This is a genomic window from Acidobacteriaceae bacterium, from assembly GCA_028283655.1.
Taxonomy (GTDB): Bacteria; Acidobacteriota; Terriglobia; order Terriglobales; family Acidobacteriaceae; genus Granulicella.
In genome coordinates this window covers 3,560,117-3,572,433 of record JAPWKE010000003.1, presented here as the reverse complement: position 1 = coordinate 3,572,433, position 12,317 = coordinate 3,560,117, and the positions used below count along the sequence as shown (strand labels likewise).

The 12,317-nt window shown below is 61.4% G+C and carries 12 protein-coding genes; 6 read left to right on the top strand and 6 right to left on the bottom strand.

The window, feature by feature from the left end; all coding sequences use genetic code 11:
- Window positions 1-85: 85 nt before the first annotated feature.
- A complete protein-coding gene (locus PW792_17685) occupies window positions 86-1,117 on the top strand; it encodes a hypothetical protein (protein MDE1163760.1) in 1,032 nt (343 codons plus the stop codon).
- A 307-nt stretch (window positions 1,118-1,424) separates the two neighbouring features.
- Here PW792_17685 and PW792_17680 read toward each other — a convergent pair whose 3' ends face one another.
- The 3 genes from PW792_17680 to PW792_17670 form a co-directional block, all read right to left on the bottom strand.
- Complete coding sequence (locus tag PW792_17680) at window positions 1,425-3,092, bottom strand: M28 family peptidase (GenBank protein ID MDE1163759.1); 1,668 nt, start codon at window positions 3,090-3,092, stop codon at window positions 1,425-1,427.
- 88 nt (window positions 3,093-3,180) lie between these two features.
- The gene (locus PW792_17675; protein MDE1163758.1) at window positions 3,181-4,419 is read right to left on the bottom strand and encodes an A/G-specific adenine glycosylase; all 1,239 of its coding nucleotides are present in this window, start codon (window positions 4,417-4,419) and stop codon (window positions 3,181-3,183) included.
- 13 nt (window positions 4,420-4,432) lie between these two features.
- On the bottom strand, window positions 4,433-5,053 hold the full coding sequence (locus tag PW792_17670) for a YdeI/OmpD-associated family protein (GenBank protein ID MDE1163757.1): 621 nt from the start codon (window positions 5,051-5,053) through the stop codon (window positions 4,433-4,435).
- 102 nt (window positions 5,054-5,155) lie between these two features.
- Here PW792_17670 and PW792_17665 point away from each other — a divergent pair, with 102 nt between their 5' ends.
- Genes PW792_17665 through PW792_17655 form a run of 3 tightly spaced genes read left to right on the top strand, consistent with a single transcriptional unit; the run spans window position 5,156 to window position 8,200 of the window.
- Window positions 5,156-6,019 (top strand): EF-hand domain-containing protein, encoded by an 864-nt coding sequence (locus PW792_17665; protein ID MDE1163756.1) that lies wholly within the window; start codon window positions 5,156-5,158, stop codon window positions 6,017-6,019.
- Complete coding sequence (locus PW792_17660) at window positions 6,019-7,569, top strand: DUF2271 domain-containing protein (GenBank protein MDE1163755.1); 1,551 nt, start codon at window positions 6,019-6,021, stop codon at window positions 7,567-7,569. The genes PW792_17665 and PW792_17660 overlap by 1 nt, the downstream gene beginning before the upstream one ends.
- Window positions 7,550-8,200 carry a PepSY-associated TM helix domain-containing protein gene (locus tag PW792_17655; protein ID MDE1163754.1) on the top strand — a complete coding sequence of 217 codons (651 nt, stop codon included), beginning with the start codon at window positions 7,550-7,552 and terminating at the stop codon, window positions 8,198-8,200. Before PW792_17660 ends, PW792_17655 begins: the two co-directional genes overlap by 20 nt.
- Window positions 8,201-8,501: 301 nt before the next feature.
- Here the strand turns inward: PW792_17655 and PW792_17650 are convergent, their stop codons facing one another.
- Complete coding sequence (locus tag PW792_17650) at window positions 8,502-9,212, bottom strand: hypothetical protein (GenBank protein ID MDE1163753.1); 711 nt, start codon at window positions 9,210-9,212, stop codon at window positions 8,502-8,504.
- Window positions 9,213-9,328: 116 nt separating this feature from the next.
- On the opposite strand from PW792_17650, the gene PW792_17645 reads away from it, so the two are divergent.
- Entirely contained in the window at window positions 9,329-9,970 is a 642-nt protein-coding gene (locus PW792_17645; GenBank protein ID MDE1163752.1) for a flavin reductase family protein, read from the top strand.
- 4 nt (window positions 9,971-9,974) lie between these two features.
- Here PW792_17645 and PW792_17640 read toward each other — a convergent pair whose 3' ends face one another.
- Window positions 9,975-10,145, bottom strand: a complete 171-nt coding sequence (locus PW792_17640; protein ID MDE1163751.1) for a hypothetical protein — start codon at window positions 10,143-10,145, stop codon at window positions 9,975-9,977.
- Between the two features lie 101 nt (window positions 10,146-10,246).
- Between PW792_17640 and PW792_17635 the strand changes: the two genes are divergently transcribed.
- Window positions 10,247-11,143 (top strand): AraC family transcriptional regulator, encoded by an 897-nt coding sequence (locus tag PW792_17635; protein ID MDE1163750.1) that lies wholly within the window; start codon window positions 10,247-10,249, stop codon window positions 11,141-11,143.
- Window positions 11,144-11,154: 11 nt separating this feature from the next.
- Here the strand turns inward: PW792_17635 and PW792_17630 are convergent, their stop codons facing one another.
- Window positions 11,155-12,129 carry an Abi family protein gene (locus PW792_17630; GenBank protein MDE1163749.1) on the bottom strand — a complete coding sequence of 325 codons (975 nt, stop codon included), beginning with the start codon at window positions 12,127-12,129 and terminating at the stop codon, window positions 11,155-11,157.
- Between the last annotated feature and the right edge of the window lie 188 nt (window positions 12,130-12,317).

Genomic DNA, 12,317 nt, shown 5'->3' with positions numbered 1-12,317 from the left:
GACGGCAGTTTGACTGAAAAAGATGCTTGCCCGATCGGATTCCGCAGTGCCCTCGGAGTATCGAGCGATGCTAGGCTCAGAGGCGATGCAACCACGTAGACACGGGCGGAAGAGTTTTGTAGCGCTAGCCGCGGCTGGTTTGGCCGCCATCGGATGTGCGAGCCCCGGGCCGCCGAAGGCCCCGTCGCTGAAGCTGCCTGCAACGGCACACAAGCTTTCCGCGACCCGCGAAGGGGACGTCGTGAAGCTCCAATTTACGGTGAGCGAGCGCACAACCGATGGCGTGACGATCAAGGACAAGTCGTTGAAGGCAAAGGTGTGCCGCGAGGTGGAGCACGGCGGATGCATGGCATTGCCTGCGCTGACCAGCGAGGTCGCTCCGGGGACGGTGGCGGTGGTTCACGACGCGTTGCCGGTGACGCTGGCGACGGGGCCGAACCGGCTGCTGGGGTATCGCGTGGAGTTGCTGAACGGACGCGGAAAAGGTGCGGGAGAGTCCGACGCGGCGTTTGTGGCGGGTGGCATTGGCTCCGCGCAGGTGGCCGGATTTGCGGTGCAGGGTTCGCGGCTGGGTGCGTTGTTGCGCTGGCAAAAGGTGGCTCAGGGCGGCGCAGTGGTCGTAGAGCGAAAGGCTGTGGGAGCGAAGGAGCCTGTGGTGCTGAAGCCGGAGAATGGCGGCGATCCCGGGGTGCTTTTAGATACCGGCGCGGTCGAAGGCGTGGCGTATGAGTATGTTGCGCATCGCGAGAAGGAAGCAGAGATCGGGGCGAGGAAGCTGGCGATGCGAAGCATGGATTCTGCGGCGGTGCCTTTTACGCTGCGGGACGTGTATCCTCCGCTGGCCCCGACCGATGCGACGGCGGCAGGGTTTCGCACAGATGATGGTGGGTGGGCTGTGGATTTGGTATGGGAGCCTGTGGAGGACAACGGTCTGGCCGGGTACAACGTCTATCGGCAGGAACCGGGTGGGGTGAGCGCGAAGCTGAATGCGGCTCCAGTGACGATGCCCGCGTTTCATGATGCGACGGCGAAGGACGGTGTGGCGTATGTGTGGCGCGTGACGGCCGTGGATAAGCATGGGAATGAGAGCGCGGCTGCGGTGGTGGCTGGGCGGTGAAGCAGGGGTTGGGTTTAGGGCGTAGATGTGGTCGGGAACAGCGAACACGGAGGACTCGGAGAAGCACAGAAGGGCACGGAGGGAGGGCTGATGCCCTCCTTTTTGTTTGGGCTATTGCGGTTGGTCTGAAGGCGAAGTACTTCAAAGGCGGGAACGCAGAGGGCGCGGAGAAGGGCACGGAGAGAATGCAGAGACAGCAGGAGGCGGGCGTGGGGCGTGCGTAAGGCAAAGGTAAGACAGGGGGCGTGGAGATGATCTCCACGCCCCGCTGTTTCTTGTCTGTTGTTTGTTCTGTTTTCGCTGAGGGTTACTTCTTCTGGCTGGCGAGGCGGGCGGGTTCGAACTCGTCGCCGTGCTTCCATTCGACCGAGTGCGGGGCGTGGATGACCTGCCAGCCGAGGTCCATGCCGAAGCGGGCCAGGTTGGCGTCGCCGCGGAAGTCCCAGGTGGGGTCGAAGTTGTCAGAGAAGTTGTGGTAACGGTTGTCGTTGTAGTCCTTCTCCTGCGCGATGCCCCAGGCACGGTCGTGGCCTTCGTAGAGAGTGCCGGAGTCGACCGAGAAGGCGGGGATGCCGACGCGCGAGAGCGAGAAGTGGTCGGAGCGGTAGTAGCTGCCAGCGGACGGGCGCGGGTCTGGCACGATGGCGAGGCCGAAGCGCTTGGCTGTGGCCTCCACCTGCGGGAAGAAGGTGGTGCGCTGCGCGCCGTTGACGTTGATCTCCTTCTGCATACCAATGGGCAGGAGCATGTCGTAGTTGATGTCGAGGGCGATCTGGTCGGCGGGGATGGGCGGGTGCTGGCCGAGGTACTCGGAGCCGAGCAGGCCCTGCTCCTCTGCGGTGACCGACGAGAAGATGACGGAGTGAGGCAGCGTGACGCCGGGCTGTTTCGCAAACTGAGACCACGCGTACGCAGACTCAAGCAGCATGGCTACGCCGGTGCCGTTGTCTGCGGCTCCGTTGTAGATGTTGTCGCCGGGCTGGTCGGGGTGGATGCCGAGGTGGTCGTAGTGCGCGGTGTAGAGGACGGCCTGATCGGGCTTGTGCGCGGCGACGTTTGCACCGGGCAGGATGCCGACGATGTTGGGGCTCTGGAAGCGGCGGACGGTGCTTTCGACCGTGGCCTTCAGGTGGACGGGGAGTTCGAAAGCCTTGAAGCCGGGTTTGGAGGCGGCGGCCATCTGCTCGTCGAGGTTGAGACCGCTCATGGCGAAGAGCTTGCGGGCGACTTCAAGCTGGATCCAGCTGGCGGCCTTCAGGCGTGGGTTGGCGTCGTCGCGGAGGTAGGTCTTTTCCCCGGCGTTGGAGTTGCGGACGACATCCCAGCCGTAGCTGGCGTAGTCGGTGCGGTGGATGATGAGCGCACCGATGGCGCCTTTGCGCGCGGCCTGCTCGAACTTGTAAGTCCAGCGGCCGTAGTAGGTGAGCGCGTCGCCACCGAAGAACTTGGGATTGGTGGAGGGTGGGTCGCCGACGATGCAGAGGATGATTTTGCCCTTCACGTCGACGCCTGCGTAGTCGTCCCAGTTGTACTCGGGCGCGGTGGCCCCGAAACCGACGAAGACGATGGGGGCGTCGAAGGAGACGGAGGGCGTGAGGGTTTCGTTGGAGACGACGAAGTCCTTACCGAAGGTGAGGGGGAGCGCCGCGCCCTTGGCGGGCTCGAAGGTGAAGTGCGTGGCCGAGGGAACGGCCTTCATGCCGACGAAGTTGACCTGCTGCATGTAGGTGCCGTTGTCGCCGGCGGGCTTGAGGCCGTAGAGGGCGAACTGCGAGGCGATGTACTCGGCTGCAAGCTGTCCGCCGCGGAGGCCGGGGTAACGGCCTTCCAGAAGATCGCTGGCGAGGAACTTGTCGTACTCGCGGATGCGGTCGGGGGAGATGGTTTTCTCAGCGCGGGCGATGGGGGTTTGCGCAAAGGCGAGCGCAGAAGACACGAGCGCGACGGAAGCGGCAAGAGAGCGGAGAATTTTCATCTTGTGGAAAGTATAGGGCGGGAGGAGCAGGGGGTAGGGAGTAGGGAGTGGGCAGACAAAACAGCGGCGGGTGGTGAGACGCCTGGCTCTACGCCAAAGGCGTGGGGGTGCGGTGGGCGATTTTGGGGCGGGGGATGCGCATCACGCCCATGCGCTGCAGGGCCTTGCGGGCCAGGCCCGTGAGCGGCTGCATAGGAAGCGTGGAGGTGGCGACCCAGAACAGGTTGGCCTCGCTGGCAGGGATGGATTGCTGCAGATACGTGTCGTGCGGGGTGTCTTCCGGGTCCGCGACGACGAGACCTTCTTCGAGAATCGCAGGGTTATCGGGGTCAAGGTAGGGCGGGACGCCGGGAGCAGACTCGGCGTAAAGCTCGACGTAGTAGTTGGTGTTCGTGATGGCGTGGCGGAGGCGGAGGACGGGTTCGCGGTCGGCGACGGCTTCGAGCGGGAGCGGAGGCAGCTCGGTCATACCGGGCATGAGGCTGGCGGTGTCAGGACGGCGTTCCAGGAGGACCTCGGTGCCTGTGCCGCGCTTGCGCAGAGCGAGCAGATGGGCGACGGTGCGGCTCCGCTGCTTGTCGCGCGGCACGGTGTGGTGCTCGCCGCGAGTGATGCAGAAGTCGACGACGGGGCAGTGCAGGCAGAGCGGGGCGCGGGGCGTGCAGACGGTGGCTCCAAGCTCCATCATGGCCTGGTTGTGGTCACCAGGAGGATTCGCACGGGCGCGGGGCGTGAGCGGCGGCGGGACGAGCGATTGCGCGATACGGGAGAGGCGGGTGCGGGCGGCGCTGGAGCGGTCCTCCGGCTGGCCGAGGATGCGGAAGAGGACACGCTCGACGTTGCCGTCGACGACGGCGATCTGTTCGCGGAAGGCGATGCTGGCGATGGCTGCGGCGGTGTAGTCGCCGACGCCGGGAAGTGAGCGCAGGGTGCGGGAGTCGCGGGGGAGCTTGCCGTTGAACTCGCGCATGACGAACTGGGCTCCGCGATGCAGCATGCGGGCGCGACGGTAGTAGCCGAGGCCGCTCCAGAGGGCAAGAACCTCGGGCTCCTGCGCTTCAGCGAGGGCGGCGATGGTGGGGAAACGCTCCAGGAACTCGCCGTAACGCTCGATGACGGTGGCGACGCGGGTCTGCTGGAGCATGATCTCGGAGAGCCACGTTCCATAGGGACTATCGATGTTGCGCCAGGGTAGGACGCGCGCGTTGTCGCGATACCAGAGGAAAAGACGGCGCGAGAAGGCAGCCGGATCAAACGGCACGAGGGGAGCGTTGTCTGCGGAGGAGTCCGGGAGAGACGCGTCAGGTGTGCGGCGAAGCCGAGTCATGCTCCTTACGAGCTTACTTCTTCCCCGCGGTCTCGTACTTCCAGTTACGGTGTTTGCCTTCGGCGATCCACTCGATTGCCTGCTGGAGGCGCTTGTCGCGGGTCTCCTCGCGCTTGGCATCGGTGATCCACTCGCAGTACTCGCGGCGGCAGGATGGGCTGAAGGCTTTGAAGTTGACCGCAGCTTCCTTGTTCTTCTTGAGCGCTGCGGAGAGAGCGGCAGGGAGCTCGACCTCGGGGCGTCTGGTGCCAGCCTTTTCGTGGCGAACGATGCTCTTTGTGCGCTCGCCGGTGTCGATGCGATGCGCGGCGCTAACGAGCGTCTGCTTGAGATCGCGGGCTGAGGGCAGGTCTTTGAGGCTGGTGAGCTTGTCAAAGCTGCGGATGGAGCCGTCGGCGCCGGGAGCGGTGGGAGCCATGCCGTCCCAGAGGCCGAAGTTGACGTGGTGTTTGAAGCCAGCCATGTTCGCGAGGATGATGCCCTTGTAGACGAAGAAGGGCATGGACCACTTGATGGCTTCTTCGACGTCAGGCACAGCTTTGTGAACGGCTTCGCGGAGGTAGGTGAGGATGGGTTGCGCGAAGGGCTGGGCTTTGGCGATGTAGGCGTCGATTTTTTCCATACGGGCAGCCATGCCGATGATCTTATGCGAACAAAAGCGTTGCCCTGAATGCCTGATTGAAGATATAACTAGGACAAAAGTAGTCCGATATGAAAGTCGGGGCAGGAGAACGAAGTGAAGCGTGCGGGAACAGTAGGTTTGCTGGCGGCGATGGCCGTTATGGGAGCGGCGCAGTTTGCGGCGGCACAAGGCCCGGGGAATCGGCCGCGACTGGTGCTGAAGGCCATGGATACCGATGGTGACGGCAAGCTTTCTGCCACTGAGATTGCGGCTTCGAGCAAGAGCCTGCTGACGCTGGATACGAACGGCGATGGACAGATTACGAGCGATGAGTTGAGCTCTCGCCCGGAGAACGCCGGGGCGTCTGCCGAGGACCTGGTGAAGCAGTTGATGGCGTTCGATAAGAACGGCGACGGTGTGTTGACTCCGGATGAGCTGCCGGCGCGTATGCAGAGCCTGTTTGAGCGCGCGGACACGAACAAGGACGGCAAGCTGACGCCGGATGAGATTCGCGCGATGGCCCGCAAGCAGGGTATGCCGACCGGACGCCAGTCTGAGCCAGGCAAGGCGGAGGGCATGTTCCGCATGGACCCGCTGCTGAACACGCTGGATGCGAATCACGATGGCGTAATCGAAGCCGACGAGATTGCTGCCGCGCCGAAGGCGTTGCTGGCACTGGACAAGAACGGCGATGGCGAGATCACTCCCGACGAGATGAAGCCGCGGCAGATGACCTCCGAAGAGCGTGCCAAGCACATGCTGGAAGAGTGGGACACGAACCAGGATGGCAAGCTGAGTAAGGCAGAGATGCCGGAGCGGATGCAGGCGCAGTTTGAGAAGATCGACACGAACAGCGATGGCTTTGCCGATCTGGAAGAGCTGAAGGTGTACTTCGCATCGATGCCTGCGGGCGGCTTTGGCCGGCCGGGTGGTGGTGAAGGTGGGCAGCACAAAGACGGTGGCGAGGAGAAGCACTAATGGCCTGGACGATGAAGCGTAAGGGAGCGGCGGCGTTGATGCTTCCGCTGGCGATGGTGGCGGTACATACTCCGGCGTTTGCGCAGGCCGCGGCGAATACAGCAGCGGATGCTCATGCAAGCTCGTGGAGCTTTGCGCACGAGAACGTGCTGGGGACTTCGTTGGATGTGCGTGTGCGTGCGACGAACTACGCCGAAGCGCAGCGCGCGGAAGCAGCGGCGCTGCAGGTGTTCGATGGCGAAGAAGCGCGGTTGAGCTCGTGGCGCAAGGACAGCGAGCTGTCGCAGTGGGAGCGGACGCGGTTTGAGCCGGTGAAGGTTTCGCCGGAGCTGTTTGCGATGCTGGCGAGCTTCGATGCGTGGCGCGAGAAGAGCAACGGCGCTCTGGATGCTTCAGCAGAAGCTGCGGCGCAGCTCTGGAAGCGCACGGCAGCAGAAGGCCGCAAACCGACGGCTGCAGAGATTCGCACCACCGTAGAAGCGATGCAGCAGCCGCACTGGACTCTGGATGCAGCGAACGGCACGGCGACGCGTTTGAGCGATGTTCCGCTGGCGTTTGCGACGTTTGCAAAGTCAGCGATCACGACCAAGGCAGCCGATGCAGCGATGGCTGCGGGTGCGCATGGCGTGGTGTTGAACGTGGGTGGTGATGTTGTTGTACGCGGCGCGATGAGCGAGCGGGTGGCGATTGCCAATCCGGCAGCCGATGCGGAGAACGATTCGGCCCTGGCAGAAGTAAACGTGCAGGATCGTGCCGTGGCGACGAGCGGATCGTACCGCCGCGAGGTGGCTGCGGAGATGTCACACATTCTGGACCCGCGGACGGCGATGCCGACGGGGCATGTGTTGAGCTCGACGGTGATCGCTCGCGATGCGGAGACGGCTGGTGCGCTGGCGACGGCGATGTCGGTCTTGTCGCCGGAAGAGAGCGCGACGTTGGCGGCGAAGAGCGGCGATGCGGCGTACATGCTGGTGATGGCCGATGGTTCGCAGGTGCGTAGCGCAGGATGGGCAGCGTATGAGCAGGCGGCAGTGAAGCCGGTGGCTTACAGCGCGCCGTATGCTCCCGCGAAAGCCGCTGTGGCTGGTGCGTGGAATCCCTCGTTTGAGCTGACGATCAACCTGGAGCTGCCGCGCATTGAAGATGCTCGCTACCGCCGCCCGTATGTTGCGGTGTGGGTGGAAGATGCGGACCACTTCCCTTTGCGCACGATTGCGTTGTGGGTGCAGAATCCGCGCTGGATTCCTGATCTGAAGCAGTGGTATCGCGATGATCAAATCCGCAACCTGGCAGAGGGTACGGATGTGTCGAAGACAATTTCGTCGGCGACGCGGCCTGCTGGCAAGTACTCGCTGAAGTGGGATGGCAAGGACAACGAAGGCAAGCTGGTGAAGGCTGGCAAGTACACGATCTGCGTGGAGGTTTCGCGCGAGCATGGCGGCTACGAGATTCAGCGTCGTGAGATTGAGTTCAACGGCAAGACCGCGCAGATGTCGATTGCAGGCGGCAAGGAACTGGGAGCGGTAACGCTTGACTACCGCAAACACTAGCCCAAAACCCAACACGAAACCGCCGGTGCCGATGCGCGTACGAGTGCGCAAGGCAACGGCGGTTTCCGCGCGTTGGCTGCACATCTACCTAAGCATGGTGAGCTTCGCCGTGGTGCTGTTTTTCTCCGCGACAGGGCTCACGCTGAACCATCCTGACTGGTTTGCGAAGCAGTCGCGGACGATTGAAGCGCATGGTGCGATCGCAGCGAAGATGCTGCATACCAACGATGCGGATGGTGCCGACAAACTGGGCATCGTGGAGTATCTGCGCGCGCATGACCATGTGACGGGAGCGGTTTCGGACTTCCGCGTGGACGACTCGCAGGTGTCGGTGTCGTTCAAAGCGCCAGGCTATACGGCCGATGCGTTTGTGGATCGCGAGACAGGGAAGTACGACCTGACGGTGGTGAAGTCGGGCTTCGTCGCGGTGATGAATGATCTGCACAAGGGCCGCGATGCGGGCAAGGTATGGGCTGCGGTGATCGATGTGTCCGCCGTGCTGCTGGTGCTGGTGTCGCTGACCGGACTGGTGCTGATCTGGTTTGTGTACAAGCGGCGGATGAGCGGGTTGATTCTGGCAGCGGTGGGTACGCTGGTGGTCGTGATGCTCTACAAGATGTTTGTGCCTTGATGTTTGGCGGGGGGCCGGGGTTGAAGCCCGCCTCTGCTCTGAAAGGCAAACATCCCTTTCAAGGGCAAGCGTGCCTGACGTGGTGGAGGGAGAGAAGGCCTTAACGCAACGTGCGCAAAGTTTAAGAGCGAAGTCCGCAAAGGATGAGGCTGAGCTTGAGGTCAGGGGCGCAGTGAGCGACAAGCGGGTCCCTCGGCTTCGCTCGGGATGACAAAGCAACAAGGTGTGCGGAGTAAAGAACAAAGAATGGGAGCAGAGGCCTGTGGCTCCTGCTCCCATTCCTACTTCCTACTGAGAACTTCTAGAACTTTACGTCCGAAACTTTGCCGTTTTCGAAGATGACCTGCAGGCCGCGGTAGGTCCAGAGTGACTTGGGGCCGAAGCTGAATTTTTTGTCGGCGGGACCGAGGGTGCGGAGTACCTGGGCTTCGGTCATGCCGGGGGCGATGTCAGCGTTCATGGCAGGCTCAGCGAGGGCAGCCTGTGCGACGGCTGGAGAGGGGCGGCTCTTTTCGCGCTCTATACGCTTCTCGACGAGCTTTGCGTAGTTCTCTTTGGTCCAATGCTCTAGCTGCGAGGTGATGTCGCCCGCAGACAAGCGCCAGGAGAAGGTGGAGGCGCCGAGGAGAGGAAGCTGGAAGTCACCGGCGACGATGGTGGCGTGGACTTCTAGGATGGTCTTCTTGTTCTGCGTGGTGGTGGCTGTGGCGCTCTTGCCGTCTTTGCTCTCATTGGCGTTTGTGGTGATGCTGTACGCTTCCTGCCGGGTGTTGCGGGAGTCGACGCGCAGGATCACGTCTGCATTGGCCGGGCTGTCCACGATCTGGAAGCCGCGCTTCTTTTGCAGGTTCGCAGCGATATCTGTGGCGGAGTCACCCGCGCCGTTAGCTGCAAAGCCGCCGGTGCCTGCCTGGACGTAGATACTGATGGGCGTTTGCGCGAAGGCGTGGCTGGCAGCAAACGAGAAGAGGGCAAGAAGGACAACCGTCAGGACAGGACGAAACTTCGGCATGGAGTCTCCGCGAGCGAATGTTTGGCTTGGGGCCATGGCTATCTTCGCAGCAAACAGTCGGGTGACGAAATACCCCGTTCCGGTACTCTGCTAGGCTGAGGGTCGAGCTATTCACGATGCCTACTGCAGATACCTTCTCTCACTTCGATATTGCCAATATGACGCGCGGCGACAGCTATAAGCTGCTGGCGTCGATCATCCTTCCGCGACCGATAGCGTGGATCACCTCGCACGATAAGCAGGGCGTGTTGAATGCTGCGCCGTTCTCGTTCTTCAACATCGTGTCGTCGGATCCGCCGTTGGTGGCGGTGAGCTTCTCGAATGCTCCTGACCGCGACCAGAAGGACACGCTGGCGAACATTTTAGCGACGGGCGAGTTCGTGGTGAACATGGTGCCGGAGGAGTTGGCCGAGGAAATGAACCTCACCGCCTCCAACGCTCCGCGAGGTGTGGATGAAGTGGCTGCGGCGGGGTTGAAGATTGCGGCCCCGACGGTGGTGAATGTGCCACGGCTGCAGGACTCCCCTGCGGCGCTGGAGTGCACGCTGCTGCAGACGATGAACTTTGGTGGCAAGAGCACACTACTACTCGCAAACGTCGTCTACGCGCACGTGTGGACAGAGGCGTTCGAGAACCTGGAGCGGTTGTACGTCGACCCGGCGAAGCTGCGGCTGGTGGGACGTATGCACGGCGCAGGTGGCTATGCTACGACACGCGATGTGTTCCACATTGCCCGCAAGGACTGGCCGACGACGTAGACCGCTAGTAGATAACGCCCTTCAACACGAAGAACATGCTGGCAACAAAGGCGATGGTTGCGGCGAGGACGCCGGTGATGAAGAAGGCGGCGCTGCGTTCGCGGCCGTGACGCGGGCGGGTGATGCCGACGCCCCAGATGAAGCCTTCGCTGACGAGTTGAGAGATGCTGCGCATGTGCTTGTACCTCGTGTGATTAGAGTCGCGCAGGGGAGAGAGCGGAATATGCAATTCCTGCGATAAAGTCACGGCATCTATTACGTAGAGGGGGCATCGGGTTGGCGATACAGACGCAGCAACGGATTCAGGTTTGGCAACAGGACCGCTTTGTCCCGTTGCTGCCGGGTGCTGCGCGTGGGGCGGCGGCTCCGCCGCTGTGGCGTGGCGTGCTGATGGAGCGGCACGATGTTGGCTCGATTGAGATTCCTGAGCATCAGCACAATGAGCTTTGTCTGCACCTGCAGCTTGCCGGCACTCCGGAGATGGAGTGGTGGAATGACGGGCGCAATCGCGTGGAGACTACGGCACCGGGGTCGATGATTCTGCTGGCCCCGGGGACGCGTGATCGACTGCGCTGGACAGACACTTCTTCACGGCTGGTGGTTTCCGTGAAGGCTGATCTGCTGGAGCGCGTGGCGGAGGAAGCTGGGCTGAAGAGCGGTGTGGACTTCGCGAATCGGTGGGCGCTACGCGATGCGGGGCTCGCGCGGCTGATGCAGCAGATGCAGCGCGAGGCTGCCGATGGTTTTCCGCTCGGTGGGCTGTATGTCGATCAGCTTGAGACCAGGCTGGTACAGGCGTTGGTGCGTGGGTATGGCTCGTTCGACGGCCGCTTACGCGGGTTTGAAGGCAGACTCCCGCAGGAGAAGCTGCGGCGTGCGCTGGAGTTTATGACCGACAATCTGCATCGTGATGTGCGGCTGGCAGAGGTGGCAACGGAGTTACAGATGAGCGAATCGCATCTGTCGCATAAGTTCCGCGCGAGTACCGGGCAGACGCCGTATCAGTATGTGCTGGAGCAGAAGCTCGAACGCGCGAAGCGGTTGCTGCGAATGGGTGGAATGTCGGTGAAGGAGATTGCTGCTGAGGTTGGGTTTAGCTCCGATGTGAACTTTGTACGGGCGTTCCGGCAGAAGGTAGGCGTAAGCCCGGCGAGCTGGAAGAGACTTGCGTAGAGCGCATAGACCTACGCGGCCCAGAGCGGAAGCTGCTCCCATTTTTCAGGAAATCCCATGTGGCGAGTTGATAGATGCATTGACTCTGGAAGAGTGCCGAGGTGGGCGGCGAGCCTATCGCTCCAAGAGCTACCAGGGTGAACGATACGCATAAAGTATTGGATCGCGGCAGCTACCGCATAAAGCCGACGCTCCGCGAGTTCGTCATTCTTTACATGCTGTAAGAGTGCGAGATCCTCATGCACTGGGAGAGCTGGCTGTTGCACTATTGGACGGTTCCAAAGTCGACCGTGATGCGCACACACATTTCGGACGAAGTTCATGCTTTGTGCCCACGACGTAAGATAGCGACGTTTCGGAAGTTCATAAAGCTTTGAGAGTTCGTTGAGATCGGCGTCTTTCATGCCGTTCAGAACCATCGCTAGGCACCCAAAATCCCAGACTTCAATCGACATCCAGATGGGAAGCGGAGTCGAATACTTTGAGCGGTAATGATTTGCGAACTCTTCTCTTGAGTGGTCGAATGCTTCATCAATCTTCCGCAACCATTTCTGATGTTGCGTCTCCTTGTTATCCGTGGTCTTAGTGTGAAAGAAAGGATTGAAGATTGTTGGTTCCCGGTAAGAAAGAGCGCCATACCGGCCTAGATGCAAAGCGACTTCAACACGCAGTGCCACTTCAATACGTTCAATCGCATCGAGGAAGAGCAGACGAAGCTTTTTATCGAAGACGTATAGATCCATCACGGTAGAAAAGTCTGTGCCAGGCCGAAAGCTCTCGAATAGCTTCTCGGTGCTCTTGCCGTCTAAGTCCGTAATGATTTCACGATGGCGAAATGGATAAGCGTAGCCACTTAGGCGGTAATAGCCGACGCGATGCAGGCAAGAAGCAGCTTTCACGGTATCTGAGATGAACATCCCTCTTGAACGAAGCAGTTCAACTTGCTCGGCAACCGAGAGATAGGTCTTGATGTAAGGAATGCTCAATATTGTGCTCAGCAATAAGAAGGCCGACACGTACGCTTGCGCGCATTGGAGTCGGCCGTATGTTTATAGGATGCCTTAGACGTACGCTAGTGTCCACTAATATCCGCAGATGTCCTATGAGGTCCCTCCCCTGCAGGAACCCTCAAAACGACAACGGCCACCCTTGCGGGTGGCCGTTGTGTTGTCGC